The sequence below is a fragment of the Aminobacter sp. 01T433 genome, assembly GCF_056398585.1.
Map to the genome: position 1 here is coordinate 104177 of NZ_JBFTPR010000007.1, position 17368 is coordinate 121544.

General features: G+C 62.1%; 16 protein-coding genes. 9 read left to right on the plus strand and 7 right to left on the minus strand.

Going from position 1 to position 17368, the window contains the following annotated elements; all coding sequences use genetic code 11:
- Nucleotides 1–31 precede the first annotated feature (31 nt).
- From katG to AC1DLV_RS14110, 6 genes are all read left to right on the plus strand, one after another.
- Complete coding sequence (gene katG, locus AC1DLV_RS14085) at nt 32–2248, plus strand: catalase/peroxidase HPI (RefSeq protein WP_476802096.1); 2217 nt, start codon at nt 32–34, stop codon at nt 2246–2248.
- 172 nt (nt 2249–2420) lie between these two features.
- Nucleotides 2421–3707, plus strand: a complete 1287-nt coding sequence (locus AC1DLV_RS14090) for an RsmB/NOP family class I SAM-dependent RNA methyltransferase (protein WP_476802097.1) — start codon at nt 2421–2423, stop codon at nt 3705–3707.
- A gap of 103 nt (nt 3708–3810) precedes the next feature.
- Nucleotides 3811–4263 (plus strand): TspO/MBR family protein, encoded by a 453-nt coding sequence (locus tag AC1DLV_RS14095; RefSeq protein ID WP_476802098.1) that lies wholly within the window; start codon nt 3811–3813, stop codon nt 4261–4263.
- Nucleotides 4264–4340: 77 nt separating this feature from the next.
- On the plus strand, nt 4341–4799 hold the full coding sequence (locus AC1DLV_RS14100; protein ID WP_476785004.1) for a PaaI family thioesterase: 459 nt from the start codon (nt 4341–4343) through the stop codon (nt 4797–4799).
- Between the two features lie 3 nt (nt 4800–4802).
- Complete coding sequence (locus tag AC1DLV_RS14105) at nt 4803–5438, plus strand: 5'-methylthioadenosine/S-adenosylhomocysteine nucleosidase (RefSeq protein WP_476802099.1); 636 nt, start codon at nt 4803–4805, stop codon at nt 5436–5438.
- A gap of 181 nt (nt 5439–5619) precedes the next feature.
- A complete protein-coding gene (locus AC1DLV_RS14110; protein ID WP_476802100.1) occupies nt 5620–6117 on the plus strand; it encodes a DUF2165 family protein in 498 nt (165 codons plus the stop codon).
- A gap of 48 nt (nt 6118–6165) precedes the next feature.
- Here the strand turns inward: AC1DLV_RS14110 and AC1DLV_RS14115 are convergent, their stop codons facing one another.
- Nucleotides 6166–6492, minus strand: coding sequence for a hypothetical protein (locus AC1DLV_RS14115; protein WP_476802101.1), 327 nt, complete (start codon nt 6490–6492; stop codon nt 6166–6168).
- Nucleotides 6493–6552: 60 nt separating this feature from the next.
- Between AC1DLV_RS14115 and AC1DLV_RS14120 the strand changes: the two genes are divergently transcribed.
- Entirely contained in the window at nt 6553–7011 is a 459-nt protein-coding gene (locus tag AC1DLV_RS14120) for a MarR family winged helix-turn-helix transcriptional regulator (protein ID WP_476802102.1), read from the plus strand.
- A gap of 98 nt (nt 7012–7109) precedes the next feature.
- Nucleotides 7110–8672, plus strand: a complete 1563-nt coding sequence (guaA, locus tag AC1DLV_RS14125) for a glutamine-hydrolyzing GMP synthase (protein ID WP_476787746.1) — start codon at nt 7110–7112, stop codon at nt 8670–8672.
- Nucleotides 8673–8712: 40 nt separating this feature from the next.
- Here the strand turns inward: guaA and AC1DLV_RS14130 are convergent, their stop codons facing one another.
- Both AC1DLV_RS14130 and AC1DLV_RS14135 read right to left on the minus strand, forming a co-directional pair.
- Nucleotides 8713–9216 (minus strand): Clp protease N-terminal domain-containing protein, encoded by a 504-nt coding sequence (locus AC1DLV_RS14130; RefSeq protein ID WP_476802103.1) that lies wholly within the window; start codon nt 9214–9216, stop codon nt 8713–8715.
- Between the two features lie 10 nt (nt 9217–9226).
- Complete coding sequence (locus AC1DLV_RS14135; protein ID WP_476802104.1) at nt 9227–9448, minus strand: hypothetical protein; 222 nt, start codon at nt 9446–9448, stop codon at nt 9227–9229.
- A 102-nt stretch (nt 9449–9550) separates the two neighbouring features.
- Here AC1DLV_RS14135 and AC1DLV_RS14140 point away from each other — a divergent pair, with 102 nt between their 5' ends.
- The gene (locus AC1DLV_RS14140) at nt 9551–11242 is read left to right on the plus strand and encodes an amidohydrolase (RefSeq protein WP_476802105.1); all 1692 of its coding nucleotides are present in this window, start codon (nt 9551–9553) and stop codon (nt 11240–11242) included.
- A 45-nt stretch (nt 11243–11287) separates the two neighbouring features.
- Here the strand turns inward: AC1DLV_RS14140 and AC1DLV_RS14145 are convergent, their stop codons facing one another.
- The 4 genes from AC1DLV_RS14145 to AC1DLV_RS14160 all read right to left on the minus strand — a co-directional run bounded on the left by AC1DLV_RS14145 (nt 11288) and on the right by AC1DLV_RS14160 (nt 17229).
- Nucleotides 11288–14476, minus strand: coding sequence for an efflux RND transporter permease subunit (locus tag AC1DLV_RS14145; protein WP_476802106.1), 3189 nt, complete (start codon nt 14474–14476; stop codon nt 11288–11290).
- Complete coding sequence (locus tag AC1DLV_RS14150) at nt 14473–15711, minus strand: efflux RND transporter periplasmic adaptor subunit (protein WP_476802107.1); 1239 nt, start codon at nt 15709–15711, stop codon at nt 14473–14475. The genes AC1DLV_RS14145 and AC1DLV_RS14150 overlap by 4 nt, the downstream gene beginning before the upstream one ends.
- Nucleotides 15712–15956: 245 nt before the next feature.
- Nucleotides 15957–16595 carry a L,D-transpeptidase gene (locus tag AC1DLV_RS14155; protein ID WP_476802108.1) on the minus strand — a complete coding sequence of 213 codons (639 nt, stop codon included), beginning with the start codon at nt 16593–16595 and terminating at the stop codon, nt 15957–15959.
- Between the two features lie 4 nt (nt 16596–16599).
- Nucleotides 16600–17229 (minus strand): invasion associated locus B family protein, encoded by a 630-nt coding sequence (locus tag AC1DLV_RS14160; protein ID WP_476802109.1) that lies wholly within the window; start codon nt 17227–17229, stop codon nt 16600–16602.
- Between the last annotated feature and the right edge of the window lie 139 nt (nt 17230–17368).

Here is a 17368-nt window from a genome sequence, read left to right on the forward strand (position 1 = left end):
CACAAAGACACAAATACGTTCGGAGATGAACATGGACACGAAGACTGACGAAAACAGCGTGGGCAAATGCCCGGTCGCACACACGACTGCCGGCAGGACCAATCGCGACTGGTGGCCGAACCAGCTGGACCTCAAGGTCCTCCACCAGCACTCCAATCTCTCCGACCCGATGGGCGAAGCGTTTGACTACGCGAAGGAATTCGAAAGCCTCGACCTGAACGCCGTGATCCAGGACCTCACCGCCCTGATGACGGACTCGCAGGATTGGTGGCCAGCCGATTTCGGCCATTACGGGCCGCTATTCATCCGCATGGCCTGGCATGCCGCCGGCACCTATCGCATCGGCGACGGCCGCGGCGGTGCTGGCGCCGGACAGCAGCGCTTCGCGCCGCTCAACAGCTGGCCGGATAACGTCAACCTCGACAAGGCGCGCCGGCTGTTGTGGCCGGTCAAGCAGAAGTATGGCCGCAAGATCTCCTGGGCCGACCTGATGATCCTCGCCGGCAATGTCGCCCTGGAATCGATGGGCTTCAAGACCTTTGGCTTCGCCGGCGGACGCGCGGATGTCTGGGAGCCTGAAGAAGACATCTACTGGGGCTCCGAAGGCAAATGGCTGGCCGATGAGCGCTACAGCGGCGACCGGGACCTCGCCAACCCTCTCGCCGCCGTCCAGATGGGGCTGATCTATGTGAACCCGGAAGGGCCAAACGGCACGCCCGATCCGCTCGCCTCGGCACGCGATATCCGCGAGACCTTCGCCCGCATGGCGATGAACGACGAGGAGACAGTTGCCCTCATCGCCGGCGGACACACTTTCGGCAAGACCCATGGCGCCGGAGATGCCTCGCTTGTCGGCCCCGAACCTGAAGCCGCCGACATCGAGCAGCAGGGCCTGGGCTGGAAGAGCAGCTTCGGCACCGGCAAGGGTGGCGACACGATCGGTAGCGGCCTGGAAGTCACCTGGACCACCACGCCGACGAAATGGAGCGGCAACTTCTTCTGGAACCTGCTCGGCTACGAGTGGGAACTGACCAAGAGCCCTGCTGGTGCCCATCAGTGGACACCCAAGCACGGCATGGGCGCTGGCACTGTGCCGGACGCGCATGACCCCGCGAAGCGTCACGCGCCATCCATGCTGACCAGCGACATCGCGCTGAGGGCCGATCCTGCCTACGAAAAAATCTCGCGGCGCTTCTTCGAGAACCCCGATCAGTTCGCCGATGCCTTTGCGCGAGCATGGTACAAGCTCACGCATCGCGACATGGGGCCGATCGCACGCTATCTCGGCCCGCTCGTGCCCAAGGAAGAGCTGCTATGGCAGGACCCGATTCCCGCGGTCGACCATGTTCTGGTCGATGAGCAGGACATCGCCGCGCTAAAAGCCAAGATGCTCGCAGCGGTGCCCTCGGTGTCGCAACTGGTCTCGACGGCCTGGGCTTCGGCTTCGACGTTCCGAGGCTCCGACAAGCGCGGTGGTGCCAATGGCGCGCGCATTCGTCTCAGCCCCCAAAAGGACTGGGAAGTAAACCAGCCCGCCCAGCTGGCGTCGGTTCTCGAGAAACTCGAAGCGATCCAGAAGGAGTTCAACGCTGCGCAGTCCGGCAACAAGAAAGTCTCGCTTGCCGACCTGATCGTTCTCGGCGGCGTCGCTGCGATCGAAAAGGCCGCGAAGGACGCCGGGCAAAACGTGAAGGTGCCTTTTGCGCCTGGGCGCATGGACGCTTCGCAGGAGCAGACCGACGTCGACTCCTTCGCTCCGCTTGAGCCCACGGCTGACGGTTTCCGCAATTATGCCAGGGGCAGGCAGCGCCTGTCGCCGGAGGAAACGTTGGTGGATCGGGCGCAGCTGCTGACGCTGACGGCACCCGAGATGACGGTGCTGGTAGGTGGCCTGCGCGTGCTTGGCGCCAATGCGGACGAATCCGCGCATGGCGTCTTCACGTCGCAGCCCGAAACGCTGACCAATGACTTCTTCGTCAACCTGCTCGACATGGGTACGGAGTGGAAGACGGTCTCGGACGCCAAGGACGTGTTCGAAGGACGCGACCGCAAGACGGGTGAGGTCAAGTGGTACGCCACCCGCGCCGACCTGATCTTCGGTTCGCACTCGCAGCTGCGCGCTCTTGCTGAAGTCTACGGCAGCTCGGATGCCAAGGAAAAGTTCGTCAAGCACTTCGTGGCGGCGTGGACCAAGGTGATGAACGCCGACCGCTTTGATCTTGCGGAGACGTTGCAAGCAGCCGAGTAGCCATCGGCGACAATCAACCAGTCAGGCGCGGAGCGATCCGCGCCTGTTACATTTTGTGCCTAACCCGTTCGGGGGAAGTTTTTGCCCCGGCAGGGCCGGGTTGCGCTTGTGCAATGCGTCGCCGCTGTTTAGCTAGGCCCGATACGGGTCAACCGAAAGCGGAACACCGAACATGCGACTTGGCGGAAGACTGGCTGCGGCCATTGAAGTTCTCGACGATATCGAGAGGCGGCATCGGCCCGCCGCGGACGCGCTCAAGGATTGGGGGCTGTCCCACCGTTTTGCCGGCGCCGGCGACCGCGCCGCGATTGGCAATATTGTTTATGACGCATTGCGCCGTAAGCGCTCCGCCGCCTGGCTGCTGGGCGACGAGACCTCGCGCGCGCTCGGCTTCGGCGCGCTTCTGCTTGAATGGGACCAGTCGGCCGAAGCACTCAATCGGACGCTCGACGGCGACAAGTTCGCGCCTGAACCGCTGAGCGCCGACGAGCTCAAGGCCATCGCCGAGCGCAAGCTCACTGACGCGCCCGACGTAGTGCGTGCTGATTCGCCTGACTGGTGCGCGCCAATGCTTGAGCGCGCTTTCGGCAGCGAGTGGGTGGCTGAAGGTGCCGCCCTTGCCGCGCGTCCGCCGCTCGACATCCGCGCCAACACGCTGAAGGCCGACCGCGCCCGCGTCATTAGCGAACTCGAAGGCACCCAGGCAGCGCCCATGGCGCTTGCCCCGCATGGTGTACGCATCCCGCCCATCGACGGCAGCGGCCGCCATCCCAATGTCCAAGCCGAGCCGGCGTTCCAGAAGGGCTGGTTCGAGATCCAGGACGAGGGCTCGCAGCTTGCCGCCGAGTTGGCTGGTGCCACCCCTGGCATGCAGGTGCTCGACTATTGCGCCGGTGCTGGCGGCAAGACGCTGGCGCTGTCGGCGTCGATGGAAAATCGCGGCCAGATATTCGCCCACGATTCGGAAAAGTCGCGCCTGGCGCCGATGTTCGATCGCCTGCGCCGGTCGGACAATCGCAATGTCCAGGTCGTCACCAAGCCATCCGAGCTTTCCGTTCTCATCGGCCACATGGATCTCGTATTGATTGATGCGCCCTGCACTGGCAGCGGCACGTGGCGCCGCAGGCCCGACGCCAAATGGCGCCTCACCCAGAGGCAGCTCGACGTTCGCAAGGCTGAACAGTCGGCAATCCTCGACGCCGCCAGCACCTTTGTGAAGCCGGGCGGCCTGATGGTCTACATCACCTGTTCGGTCTTCGACGAAGAGAACGCCGACCAGGTCGCGGCGTTCCTGGATCGCGACAAGAGCTTTAAGGCTGTCAATCATCGCGCGCTGTGGCAGGCCCGTTTCCCCGGTCGTGACGATGCGGTGCGCTTTAACGCGCAGGGCCTGTCGCTGACGCCGGCGCGCAGCGGCACCGACGGCTTCTATTTCGCCGCCATGCGCCGAGCTGCTTGATCTGAACATAGGTCATTTCGCTTCGCCCATCGGCGGAGCGAAATGTGCAACCAGATCCCTCCGCAGGCGTTGACCACCTCGCGCTCGCTTTGCTGGAGGTCGGATGAGCAGATACGCTGCTTTACTTGGTTTCATCGTGCTGGTGCTCGGCGGCGGCACGCTGATCGGTTTCTTGACGTTGCCGGGCGAATGGTATGCGGGGCTCGCAAAACCCTTCTTCAATCCGCCAAACTGGATTTTCGGCCCTGTCTGGTCGGTTCTCTATGTTTTGATCGCCATCGCCGGCTGGCGCGTCTGGCTGCGCGCGCCCCGGGATGTCGCCATGCGCGTGTGGGTCGCCCAACTGGTGCTCAATTTCTTGTGGTCGCCGACTTTTTTCGGCTTCCAGCAAACGGGCCTCGCTTTGCTGGTCATCCTCGCCTTGCTCGGTGCCATCCTTGGATTCATGGCGACGGCGCGCAAATTTGACCAGGTCGCTGCCTGGCTTTTTGCGCCTTACGCCGTCTGGGTCGCCTTCGCCACGCTGCTCAATGCATCGATCTGGTGGCTCAACTGATATGATTTTGCGCTGCAGCATTTCCGATTGCCTGCATTTGCCGGCTTTGCGATAAGAATGCCAAGAGGACATCGCAAATGGCAGCCAAGATCGTACCCGCACCCGACTATGACGAGCGAGTCAGGGCTTCCTTCGCGCGCCAGAGCGCGATGCGGACCATCGGCGCCGAGCTCACGCTGGTCACACCTGGCATCATCGAGATCGAGATGCCGTTTTCGGATGAGCTGACCCAGCAGCATGGCTTTCTCCATGCCGGCGTCATTTCGACGGCACTTGATTCCGCCTGCGGTTACGCGGCTTTTTCGCTGATCCCGGAAAGCTCGAGCGTGCTCACCATCGAATTCAAGGTTAATCTCCTTGCCCCTGGCAAGGGAGAGCGCTTCCTGTTTCGCGGCTCGGTCACCAAGCCAGGCCGCACCATTGTCGTTGCCGATGGCCAGGCCTATGCGATTTCGGCAGACGGCGAGGCCAAGCTGATTGCAACCATGACCGGCACGATGATGGCGATCGCCGGTCGCGACGGTATCGAGGGCTGACACATGCCTGATGTGACGCAATTCGCTGGTCGCAACGTGCTGTTCGTCATGGCTGCCGATGCCGAATATGGCCCGCATCTGCAAAAGCTGTTCGTGCCTGTCATGACAGGTGTCGGTCCGGTTGAAGCAGGGGTGAGGGTCGCCGGTGAACTTGCGCTGCTCGCCGCCTCCAACTACTTGCCCGATCTCGTCGTCTGCCTTGGCTCCGCCGGCAGCCGCAGGCTGGAGCAGACTGAGGTCTACCAAGCCGTTTCGGTCAGCTACCGCGACATGGACGCGTCCGCGCTCGGCTTTGAAAAAGGCGCGACACCTTTTCTCGACCTGCCGGTTACAGTCCCGCTGCCACTGAAAATCCCCGGTCTGAAAGAGGCCAGCCTGTCCACGGGCGGCACCATCATCTCAGGTGCTGGCTACGATGCGATTCCAGAAGACATGGTCGACATGGAGACATTCGCAGTGCTGCGCGCCTGCCAGATGTTTTCCGTGCCGCTCATCGCGCTGCGCGGCATCTCCGACGGTGCCACCGACATCGGCCATGTCGATGACTGGACCGAATATCTCCATGTCGTCGACGAGAAGCTGGCAGATGCCGTGCGCCTGCTGGGGGATGCCATAAGCAACGGCGAACTGAAGCTTTAGCCGTCAGCCAGGCTGCGCACTGCGCTCTTTTGTCATGAGTTTTGCCAGGACGCATGATGTATGCGGCGCATAGTCGTGCACGCTCATCGGCGCTGACGCTTTTTCTTGATCCTTATTGTTCGGGCAAGTTGGGGCGGCTGCGTCGAAGCGTGCACGCGCTTTTTCAGGAGTAGCCTACAAAATGATGATCATCCGCATATCCAAGACGGCCGCAGTTGCCGCCACGGCTTTGTTTTCAACCCTCGTCGCCTTCGGCAATATCACCGATTACGGCACCAACTTCGCCTTCGTGCAGCATGTGATGAGCATGGACACGATCTTTCCGGATGCTGCCATCAAGTATCGCGCGATCACCAATCCCGCGCTTCACAACCTGTTCTACTTCCTGATCATCGCCGCTGAATCGCTGACGGCTATCCTGTGCTGGATTGGCGCATATCGCCTCGCCGCAAATCTTCGCAATGATGCGCGCAGCTTCAATGCCGCCAAGACGCTGTCGATTGCCGGCCTGACGCTCGGCTTCCTGGTCTGGCAAGTCGGCTTCATGTCGGTCGGCGGCGAATGGTTCGGCATGTGGATGTCGAAGACGTGGAACGGCGTTCCCGATGCCTTCCGCTTCTTCATCACCATCTTGCTGGTGCTGGTCTTTGTTGCCCAGCGCGACGAAGAACTCGCCTGATGAATTTGGATGGTCGTCCCTTGGGCGACCATCCCCGCCTAGCTGGGCCTAGCGTTCCGCGCGTGGCAGGTCCTTGGCGTTGCCGAACAGGACGCCGAGCAGCTTCACCCTGACATCGCGATCCCTGTTGATGTAGGTCACGGCACCGGCCTCGTGGTCGATCTTCCAGCGTCCGACCGCACCATTGTCCCACTCGACGACATAACCACCGTCAGCGAGTTTCCACAGGCCTTTCCTGGTCTCGCCGTCTTCGAGCAACATGTGCGCCGTCTCGCCTTGCTCGAAATAGACATAGGCCTCCTTGCCGTTGCGATCGAGCACGTGAGTTGTGCCCGGAACGATAAGCTCCAATGCGGATCTGTCGAGAATTGCCACAACCACCTCCATCGGTTACCAAGTTCGTCAAGAACCTTGACGTTAAGCGTGAATGGAAAAATGGTCAAGCAGCTTGACGAAAGCACCGAGGCACCTTTGCCAGACCACGTCGGCTGGCGTCTTTGGCAGGCAAGCCGTGCCTGGCAGGCCGAGTTTTCAGATGCCATGCGTGCCTCCGGCCACGTTTGGTTCAGTGAAAGCCGCGCCGGTCTGCTCGGCCACATCCCCCGCAACGGCATCCGCCAGTCATCATTGATCGAGCGGGCAGGCATCTCCAAGCAGGCGGTACAGCAGCTTCTCGATGGCCTCGAAGCCGAAGGCGTCATCGAGCGCGTGGCCGATCCGCAGGACAAGCGTGGCAAGCTTGTGCATTACACGGCACTTGGATTGGCGGCACTTCGCGACGGCGACCGCGTCAAGCTCGACATCGAAAAAAACTATCGCGAGCGGCTGGGGCAGGGCAGCTTCGACGCGCTGATGCAGGCGTTGCGCAGGCTTGGCGACGGCCCCAGGCGTTGACGAACATGTGGCAGCCTTGCATGAAGATGCGAATTCGCTCTGGCAGCCATGCGCAGCAAACCATTGCGCAGACTCGAATCTTTCTTTAAACGCCCGCCATGAAGAACTCCGAGCACCCTGAAACCGTCCTCATTATCGACTTCGGCAGCCAGGTGACGCAGCTGATCGCGCGTCGCGTCCGCGAGGCCGGGGTCTATTCTGAGATCGTTCCATTCCAGTTGGCCGCCGAGGCCTTCAAGCGGATCAACCCCAAGGCGGTGATCCTCTCCGGCAGCCCGCATTCGACCGTAGACATCGGCAGCCCGCGCGCGCCTGACGCCGTCTTCGAAGCCGGCATTCCGGTCCTCGGCATCTGCTATGGCGAGCAGACCATGTGCGCCCAGCTCGGCGGCAAGGTGGAAGCCGGCCATCACCGCGAATTCGGCCGCGCCTATCTCGAGATCGAAGACGAAAGCGCTTTGTTCGACGGCGTCTGGGCCAAGGGCACCCGCCATCAGGTCTGGATGAGCCACGGCGACCGCGTCACCGCCATTCCCGCCGGCTTCCGCGTCATCGGCACATCCAACGGCGCGCCCTTCGCTGCCATCGCCGACGAAGCCCGCAAATTCTACGCGGTCCAGTTCCACCCCGAAGTGGTGCACACGCCCGACGGCGCCAAGCTCCTGCGCAATTTCGTCCACAAGATCGCCGGCATTGAGAGCGACTGGACCATGCACGCCTATCGCGAGCATGCCGTCGAAGCGATCCGCAAGCAGGTCGGCGACAAGAAGGTCATCTGCGCGCTTTCGGGCGGCGTCGATTCCTCTGTCGCGGCCTTGCTCATCCACGAAGCCGTCGGCGACCAGCTCACCTGCATCCTCGTCGACCACGGCCTGATGCGCCAGAACGAGGCGGCCGATGTCGTCGCCATGTTCCGCGAGCACTACAATTTGCCGCTGATCCTCGTCGATGCAGCCGACCGCTTCATCGATGCGCTCGAAGGCGAGGCCGACCCCGAAACCAAGCGCAAGACCATCGGACGCCTGTTCATCGAAGTGTTCGAGGAAGAGGCCAAGAAACTCGGCGGTGCTGATTTCCTGGCTCAAGGTACGCTCTACCCTGACGTCATCGAAAGCGTCTCCTTCACCGGCGGTCCCTCGGTCACCATCAAGTCGCACCACAATGTCGGCGGCCTGCCTGATCGCATGAACATGAAGCTTGTCGAGCCGCTGCGCGAGCTGTTCAAGGACGAGGTGCGTGTGCTTGGCAAGGAGCTCGGCCTGCCCGACAGCTTCATCGGCCGCCATCCGTTCCCCGGGCCGGGCCTTGCCATCCGCTGCCCGGGCGGCATCACCCGCGAAAAGCTCGAAATCCTTCGTCAGGCCGATGCGATCTATCTCGACGAGATCCGCAAGGCCGGCCTCTACGACGCCATCTGGCAGGCCTTTGCCGTGCTGTTGCCGGTCCAGACCGTGGGCGTCATGGGCGACGGCCGCACCTACGAATTCGTCTGTGCGCTGCGCGCGGTCACCTCCGTCGACGGCATGACCGCCGACTTCTACCACTACGACATGAACTTCCTCGGCCAAGCTGCCACCCGCATCATCAACGAGGTGAAGGGCATCAACCGGGTGGTCTATGACGTGACCTCAAAGCCGCCCGGCACGATCGAGTGGGAATGATTTTGGCCCATCCGAACGCCGCCATATAAGGGTGTAGAGATCAGCCGACGCGACCGGCTTCGGCTATCGCGTCGGCCGTCGATTTCAGGATGATGGAGTCGACGCCCAAAGCGCGGAGCGCTCGCGCGGCCACGCCATGTGACATGCCAGCGACAATTCCGACGACGTGAACACCGAGCAGCGGGCTATGATCCTTCCTGCCTGCCGCCAGTTCCTGCATGATCTCTCGACCGGAGGAAGCGGCCTGATAGATGCCGGGATTTGCCGACATCGGCGTATCGGCCGCAATATCTGCTTTCAGACCGATAGAGCGCAGGGCATCGGCATATTGCCGTTCGATCGCCGCTCTCAGGGCGTCAGGCTCCACCCCCGCCTTCTGGAACGCGAGGCGCGCGGTGCCGTCCGGCAGATCCAGCGCGGCCAGCAGGAAATGTTCGGCCCCGGGTTCGCGCTGCTGGTCCTGCAAGGCGTAGGTTTCCGCCCGCTCGCAGAGAAGCTTGATGGTGCCGATGTTGTTGAGCTTCGATTTGATGCCTTGGAACATCGCAATTCCCCTATGTAGAACTGTTGTCTGCGGCCACGTCCGAAAGTCGCTTGTGGGCGGCCTGTTTGGTGATCCCGAGGGCTTGGGCGATCCTCGACCACGGCCAGCCTTGGCGCAGGGCTGAGCGGACGGCCTCACGCTCGATCCTGTCCGCCAGTCGGCGCAGAGCAACGACAGCGGCGAGTGCTTCGTCAGGGTCGGTCGGAACGGTAATGTTGTGCAGGTCAACCATGCGTCAACCTTAGTTGACGCTGTTTGTGTCGTCAACAAAAGTTGACGGATGGACGGCGCTTTCGTCGGCGCCTACCGTTGGGCGCCTATGTGGAGACGGCAAATGACGTACAGCGGTATCAAGGTTGCAGTCGCGGCGATCCTTGCAGGAGGCATGATTGCGGCGCCTGCGGCCCTGGCGAAGCCGATGGTGCTGACCAATGCGAAGGTTCACACGGTCAATCGGAATTCGCCGACAGCCGAAGCGGTCGCCATCGGCGACGACGGTGTCATCCTGGCGGTGGGCTCCCAAGAAGAGGCCATGGCCGCCGCCGGCAAGGATGCCGAAATCGTGGACCTGGGCGGCATGATGGTGCTGCCCGGGTTCCAGGATGCGCACATGCATCTGATCGAAGCCGGCGTGAATGAAAGCCTTTGCGAGTTCGAGCCGTTCGACAAGCTCGACGGGACGCTTGCAACGGTCGAAGACTGCATGAAATCAAGCAAGACCGAATGGGTGCTGGGGTCGGGCGTGAGCATGACCAACCTGCTCGACCAGAGCGACAACCCGATCGCCCTGTTGGACAAGATTTCGCCCAACAGGCCGGTGCTGATCCTCGACGACATCGGTCACGGTGCCTGGGCCAATTCGGCCGCTATGCATGCCGCCGGCTATGACACGATATCAGCCGACCCGCCCGGCGGCATCATCCTGCGCAACGCTAAGACCGGTAAGCCGAATGGCGTCGTCTTGGAAAATGCCCAGCAAAAGCTGCGCAACCTGGCGTTTCCCGATACGCCGGAAAATGTCGAATTCGCCTATGAAAGCCTGTTGCCGACGCTGGAATTGGTCGCCGAGAACGGCATCACATCGGTCAGCGACGCCGGCGGGTTCTGGCCGCAGGGACATATCAAGGTCTGGCAAAAGGCTTTGGCCAACGACTTGCTGACCGTGCGTGCCTCGAACGCCCTCTACGTCTACTCCGACCTGCCGTTCGCCGAGCAGATGACGGCGCTGAAAAAGCTTTATTCCAACGACCCCAACAGCCTGCTTCGCTTTAATCAGGCGAAAATCTATGTCGATGGCATTCTCGAGCAGCGCACAGGCGCTGTGCTGCAGCCATATCTGAAAGGTGCAGGCATCGACCACGGCTATGACAGCGGGTTCTTGTATTTCGACGTCGATACGCTCGACCGCTATTCGAGCGAGCTGTCGAAGGCGGGTTTCCAGTTGCACTACCATGTGACGGGAGATCGCGGCGCGCGCCTGGCGCTGGACGCTATCGAGCAGTCCGACCCCAAGCCCGGACCGCATCGTCTGACCCATCTCTACCTGCTCGACAAGGCCGACTTTCCACGGTTCAAGCAGCTGGGTGTCGTGGCCGATTTCCAGCTCGCACCGAGTTCGATCGACCCTGAATACAACAAGTTCATCCGCCAGTTCATCGGCGACCGTGCCGACCACATGATGCCGGCAGGCACGCTTGCGGCTATGGGGGCTGACGTGGTGATGAGCAGCGACTTCGACGCGGACGAGTTGTCGCCGCTGGTCAAGATCGAGGCCGCCGTCACCCGCGAGACCGACGGCGCGCCCGATGTCGCAACCGCCATCGAGTGGATGACCATCAATCCGGCGCGGCTGCTGCACCAGGACAAGACCACCGGTTCGATCGAGGTCGGCAAGTTCGCCGATCTCGTGGTGATCGACCGTGACATCACCGAGATTCCGGTCAAGCAGGTCGGCGAGGCGCAGGTCGTGGCGACACTGCTGCAAGGCAAGCCTGTCTACGACCCGGACGGAATGTTCGACGAGTGATTGGTTACGGGGCGGAGAGGCTTGAGCCTCTCCGCCCCATATTCGTCAGCCCGCAGGATCGCCTTCGACAGCCGCCACCGCATTCGCCTCGGACCTTGTTGCTCGCCGCAATACCATCCGTCGGACGACGACGTAGAAGACAGGCGTCAGGATCAACCCGAAGAATGTCACGCCAAGCATGCCGGCGAACACGGCGATGCCCATGGCATTGCGCATCTCGGCACCCGCTCCCGTCGCTATGACCAGTGGCACGACGCCAGCAATGAAGGCGAGCGACGTCATCAGGATGGGCCTCAGGCGCAGGCGTGCGGCTTCGAGCACTGCGGCGACTGGATCGCTGCCCTTCTTTTCCTCTTCATAAGCGAACTCCACGATCAGGATGGCGTTTTTGGCCGCGAGCCCGACAAGGACGACGAACGCGATCTGCGTGAAGATGTTGTTGTCACCGTTTGAGAGCCACACGCCGCCTATGGCGGATAGCAGCGCCAGCGGCGCGATGAGCAGGACTGCAAAAGGCAAGGACCAGCTGTTGTACTGTGCGGCCAGGATGAGGAACGCCAGCAGGACCGCGAGCGGGAACACGATCATTGCTGTGTTGCCTGCCAGTTTTTCCTGGAAGACCAGGTCGGTCCATTCGTAGGCCATGCCGGCCGGCAGCGTCTCTTGCAGGATACGCTCGATTGCAGCTGTCGCCTGCCCGGACGAATAGCCCTGTGCCGGACCTCCCGTGATATCGACCGAGGGATAGCCATTGTAGTGCATCACCCGGTCTGGGCCTGAACTGGTGACGACGGTGGCAAGGGCAGCAAGCGGAACCATCTCGCCTGCTTCATTGCGAACCTTCAGGCGGGCAATGTCGTCCACTTGCGCGCGGAATGGATCGTCAGCCTGGACGATCACGCGATAGGTGCGGCCGAAACGGTTGAAGTCGTTGGCGTAGAGCGAGCCGAGATTGACCTGCAATGTCTCGAAGATCCCCGTCAACGGAACACCTTGTGCCTTGGCCTTGACCCGATCGAGGTCGACCTGAACCTGTGGCGCGTTCATCTGGAAGCTCGCCATCATGCCAGCGAGTTCCGGCGCCTGCGATGCCTTCGCCATGACCTCGCTTTGCGCCTTGGCAAGGGCCTCGAGCCCTGCGCCTGAGCGGTCTTCGATCTGGAGCTTGAAACCACCTATCGTTCCCAGCCCAGGCACCGGTGGCGGCGGGAAAATGCCGACGAAGCCGTCCGGGATCTGGCTGTACTTGCCCATCAGCCGTCCGGCGATCGCATTGGCCGAGAGCGAGGGATCCTTGCGTTGATCGAATGGATCGAGCATGGCGAAGACGACGGCCGAATTTGGCAAGTTGACGAAGCCGTTCACCGAGAGGCCCGGAAAGGCCACGATGCTCTCGACGCCCGGTTCCGCCAACGCGATCCTGGACATCTCCTTGACGACAGCCTCTGTCCGATCGAGCGACGCTCCGGATGGCAGCTGGGCAATGCCGACGAGATAGTACTTGTCCTGCGCCGGCACGAACCCGGTCGGGATGGCCTGGAACCCCATCCAGGTCATTCCAACAAGTCCTGCATAAAGTGCCAGGATCACGCCGCTTATGCGGATGGCGCGACGTGCCGCTCCAACATAGGCGTTCGATGCCCTGTCGAAGAAGCGGTTGAACAGACGGAAGAACCAGCCGAATGCGAAATCGATGCCACGGGTGAGCCAATCGCGTTTTGACCCGGCGTGGTGCGGCTTCAAGAGAACGGCTGCCAGTGCTGGCGAAAGTGTCAGGGAGTTGACCGCCGAAAGAACCGTCGAGATCGCAATCGTGACCGCGAACTGGCGGTAGAACTCGCCCTGAAGGCCCGACAGAAATGCGGACGGAATGAACACGGCGGCAAGCACGGACGTGATCGCGATGATGGGTGCTGTCACCTCGTCCATCGCCTTGCGGGCAGCTTCCTTTGGCGTTTCGCCAAGACCGATGTGCCGTTCGACGTTTTCAACGACAACGATGGCGTCGTCGACCACGATGCCGATCGAAAGAACCAGGCCGAACAGCGACAAGGTGTTGAGCGAGAACCCCATGAGGTACATCACCGCAAGCGTGCCGACGAGCGATATGGGCACGGCAACCAGCGGAATGATGGAAGCTCGCCACGACTGCAGGAACACGACGACAACGATGACGACGAGCACGATCGCTTCGAGCAACGTCACCATGACGGCGGCCAAGGACGCGCGCACGAAGACGGTCGGATCATAGGCGATCCGGTATTCCAGGCCCTCCGGAAAACCCTGCTGCAACTGCTTCATCTCGGCATGCACGGCGTTGGAGACGTCCAGTGCGTTTGCACCGGGGCGTTGAATGATCTGCATCGCCACGGCCGGCTCGCCGTCGAGCAGGCTGCGCAACGCGTAGCCATCGGCACCGAGACCGATCCGCGCGACATCGCGCAGGCGCACGATCTGCCCGTCATCGCCGGTCTTGATGACGATGTCGCCGAATTGTTCCTCGCTGGACAGCCGCCCCAGCGTACTGACCGTGACCTCGTAGCTGGCTGCCTCCGACGGCTGCTGGCCAACCGAGCCGGCTGCGACCTGGACGTTTTGTTCGCGAATGGCGGCGACGACATCCCCTGCCGTCAGGCCACGTGCCGCAACCTTGGCGGGGTCCAGCCAGACGCGCATGGCGTATTCGCCGGCACCCCATACGATGACATCGCCGACCCCTGGCAGGCGGGCGAGCGTGTCGCGAATTTGGAGTGTGGCATAGTTGGAGATGTAGAGCGGGTCATAGCGCTTGTCGGGCGATACAAGGTGCACCACCATCAGGATATCGGGCGACGTCTTTTGGGTGACGACGCCGATGCGCTGAACCTCTTCAGGCAGGCGTGGCAGGGCGCGCGACACGCGGTTCTGCACCTGGATCTGGGCTATGTCCGCATCGGTGCCTTGGGCGAAGGTGACGGTGAGCGTCATCCTGCCATCGGTCGCAGCCTGCGAACTCATATAGAGCATGCCCTCGACGCCGTTGATCGATTGTTCGAGTGGCGAGGCCACGGTCTCGGCGATCACCTCAGGGTTGGCGCCCGGATAACTTGCTGTCACCTGCACGGTCGGCGGGGTGATGGAGGGGTATTCGCTCAACGACAGCCGAAACAGGGCAATCGCGCCCGCGATGAGCATGAGGGCGGAGAGAACGATCGCAAAGATCGGTCGGTTGATGAAAAAGCGTGGCAGGCTCATCGACGTGCTTCCTGCGTATTGCCGCCGGCAACGCCGCTGACCGAACGCTGGTCGGGCGCCATCGCGATCGGGTTCGGGGTCACCTGCATGCCGGGCCGCACGAGCCCCTTAATGATGATCGTGTCACCAGGGTTGAGACCGCTTGCAACGACGCGCAGCCCCTCGGTCATCCCGCCCAGTTCAACCGGCCGGTATTCGACCATGTCACCCGCACCCAGCACCAGCACGTAGCGGCGGCCCTGATCGGTGCCGACGGCTTGGTCATCGATGAGGATGGTTTCTTGGGGCGCACTCGTGGCAAGCTTTGCCCGCGCGAACAGGCCAGGCGTCAGCCGGCCGTCGGGATTGGCCAGCACGGCTCGGGCGCGGATCGTCCCGGTGCTGCGATCGATACGATTTCCCAGGAAGTCCAAGATGCCTGAATGCGGGTAACCGCTCTCGGTGGAGAGCCCGACTTCCACGGGAAATGAGGTGCCTTGGCGTCCAACCGCATCGGGGCGCGTCTGGCTCAGAAAGCTCAGATAGGTCGGTTCATCGATATCGAAATAGACATGGACAGGATCGACCGACACGATCGTGGTGAGCAGTGTCGCCCCGGCTCCGGATGCTCCGGTGACGAGGTTTCCTTCTGTCACAAGTACCCTGTCGACGCGTCCAGCGATGGGGGCGGTCACGCGGGAATATGAAAGGTCGAGCTTGGCTGCGGCACTTGCGGCCTTTGCCTCCAGCACCTGAGCTTGCCGCTCCCGCTTCCCCGACAAGTCGTCATCATAGGTCTTGCTGGCGATGGCGCCGCTGGGGAGTAGCCGCTGCGATCGATTGAGATCGGTCTCGGCCTGGGAGAGCAGGACCTCTGCCCGTTGCAGCTGCGCTTCCGCATTCTGCAGCGCGACCTCAAACGGGCGAGGATCGATCTGGAAGAGCAACTGGCCGCGTTCAACAAGACCGCCTTCCGGCACGCTGACGGATTCAAGCGTGCCGCCGACACGCGGCCGCAGCTCGACCGTTTTGGTGGCCGCCACGACGCCGGTAAACTCCGACGATTGCGCGATCACCCGTGTGACGACCTGAGCGACTGGAACCTGGGGCGGTGGCGGGGACACTGGGGCCGCGCTACTCGTTTCGCTTGAGGCCAGCACCCGGCTGAAAATGGCAGGCACACCATTCAGATAAATAAATGCGCCGCCCCCCACGGCCGCTAATGTGAAGAGAATTATCTTAGACTTCCTAGACATTTAAACTACCTCGTCGTCAGAATGCGCGACGTCTCCGACGACCCCGCTTGATGATCTTCTGCGACGGTAGTGTTTCTAGTGACTGGAAGGTCAACAGACGTTTTGCGGCCGTTGCGAAGCCGCGCTTACGGTACTTTTCTGAGAGAATTCTTTCTTGGGGGAGGACGCCGCCGACGCCGAATCGTAGGCGATAGATGCTGGAGATGGATAAGCTCGCAGGCCATTTGACCCACGTGGGTTCATGCCTACAGCACGACCACGCGCGCGCCGTTTGGGGCTTTTTCGTAGAGATCGATCACGTCCTCGTTGAGCATGCGGATGCAGCCGGAGGACGCCTCGGTGCCGATGGTCCATGGCTCTGAGGTGCCGTGGATGCGGTAGAGCGTGTCGACGCCGCCACTGTAGAGATACAGCGCGCGTGCGCCGAGCGGGTTTTGCGGTCCCGGTTCGATCCTGCGCGGCAATTGCGGGGTCTGGCTGTGCATGTCGTCGGTCGGATACCAGGCCGGCCACTTGGCCTTGCGTCCGATCGTTGCATTGCCCGACCAGGCATGGCCTGTTGCCTCCACAGCGATGCCGTAGCGATAGGCGGTGCCGTCGCTGCGAATGAGATAGAGCAGCTTTTCTCCAGTGTTGACCACAATGGTGCCGGCGCCATAGCCGGCGGGTGCCGTAACGACCGTCGGCTTGAGACGCGGGTCAAACTTGCGCCGGTCGACGATTCGAACCGGATAGGCTTCGTTGGCATAAGCCTGCTTCAGGCTTTCAAGCTCGGTCTTGGACAATGCGGGTTCAAGCGGGCCCTGGCTGGTGCAGGACGCCACCAGAGGCAGCATGGCAACGAGCAGCATCGCGCGCCAGGGCATGCCTGACATCGCCGTCATTGTCCTAGCCGCCGGCTGCCGCAAGCTTCTTCAGCCTGTCGAGGCTCTGGGCCAGGCCTTTCAGCGACACGTCGAGGTTCACCGGCGCGCCGGTGTCCGACGCGGTCATCGCCACGGTCAGCTTCTCGTTGGCTCGAAGCGCTGCCTCGAACTTGGCATCGACAACGACCGGGGCGACGCAGCCCTGCGGCAGGCAGGTCTTGTAGGCCGCCTTGGCATAGACATCGTCCTTGATGCGCAACGACAGCCCCGACGGCAGGTCGATGCCGAAAGGCGCAATGACGGTTCCAGCCAAGGGCTGCTTGTCCTTGGCTGTGCCTTCGAACACGATCATCAGCACGCGCTGGTTGGAATTGCCTTGCGACAGGCTCTGCGACACCTGGCAGATACGTTTCGTGGCGGGTTCTTGTCCCTCCTGCTTGGGAGCCGCCGCATTGGCGCACTGGACGATCCAGTCGCCATAGGTCTCTGACAGGGCTGAAGGCGTGGCATCCTGCGCACTGGCTTGACCCACCGCACCCAGGATCAGGGCACCGCAGGCGGCGGCGAGGAAGCTCGACCTGCGTCGGCGCGATTGCCCGGCTTGGCTGTTCGCTAGGGAGCTCTGGCCAATCAGAAGATGATGGACGGGCATGTCGACGCCTTTCATGACGGCTGGGGCAGACTCGGCTGGTTTAAAAGACAGGTCGTACGGGCGAGAGATTGGACCGCGCGGAAGCGAACGGCAAGCGGTGCTGTGGCGGTGCGCATAGCCAGCGGCCATATCAGCTTGC

What these genes read in the sequence shown, in the direction of transcription:
- katG (WP_476802096.1), top strand. Translation starts at nt 32, where the DNA reads ATGGACACGAAGACTGACGAAAACAGCGTGGGCAAATGCCCGGTCGCA.
- AC1DLV_RS14090 (WP_476802097.1), top strand. Translation starts at nt 2,421, where the DNA reads ATGCGACTTGGCGGAAGACTGGCTGCGGCCATTGAAGTTCTCGACGAT.
- AC1DLV_RS14095 (WP_476802098.1), top strand. Translation starts at nt 3,811, where the DNA reads ATGAGCAGATACGCTGCTTTACTTGGTTTCATCGTGCTGGTGCTCGGC.
- AC1DLV_RS14100 (WP_476785004.1), top strand. Translation starts at nt 4,341, where the DNA reads ATGGCAGCCAAGATCGTACCCGCACCCGACTATGACGAGCGAGTCAGG.
- AC1DLV_RS14105 (WP_476802099.1), top strand. Translation starts at nt 4,803, where the DNA reads ATGCCTGATGTGACGCAATTCGCTGGTCGCAACGTGCTGTTCGTCATG.
- AC1DLV_RS14110 (WP_476802100.1), top strand. Translation starts at nt 5,620, where the DNA reads ATGATGATCATCCGCATATCCAAGACGGCCGCAGTTGCCGCCACGGCT.
- AC1DLV_RS14120 (WP_476802102.1), top strand. Translation starts at nt 6,553, where the DNA reads ATGGTCAAGCAGCTTGACGAAAGCACCGAGGCACCTTTGCCAGACCAC.
- guaA (WP_476787746.1), top strand. Translation starts at nt 7,110, where the DNA reads ATGAAGAACTCCGAGCACCCTGAAACCGTCCTCATTATCGACTTCGGC.
- AC1DLV_RS14130 (WP_476802103.1), bottom strand. Translation starts at nt 9,216, where the DNA reads ATGTTCCAAGGCATCAAATCGAAGCTCAACAACATCGGCACCATCAAG.
- AC1DLV_RS14135 (WP_476802104.1), bottom strand. Translation starts at nt 9,448, where the DNA reads ATGGTTGACCTGCACAACATTACCGTTCCGACCGACCCTGACGAAGCA.
- AC1DLV_RS14140 (WP_476802105.1), top strand. Translation starts at nt 9,551, where the DNA reads ATGACGTACAGCGGTATCAAGGTTGCAGTCGCGGCGATCCTTGCAGGA.
- AC1DLV_RS14145 (WP_476802106.1), bottom strand. Translation starts at nt 14,476, where the DNA reads ATGAGCCTGCCACGCTTTTTCATCAACCGACCGATCTTTGCGATCGTT.
- AC1DLV_RS14150 (WP_476802107.1), bottom strand. Translation starts at nt 15,711, where the DNA reads ATGTCTAGGAAGTCTAAGATAATTCTCTTCACATTAGCGGCCGTGGGG.
- AC1DLV_RS14155 (WP_476802108.1), bottom strand. Translation starts at nt 16,595, where the DNA reads ATGACGGCGATGTCAGGCATGCCCTGGCGCGCGATGCTGCTCGTTGCC.
- AC1DLV_RS14160 (WP_476802109.1), bottom strand. Translation starts at nt 17,229, where the DNA reads ATGCCCGTCCATCATCTTCTGATTGGCCAGAGCTCCCTAGCGAACAGC.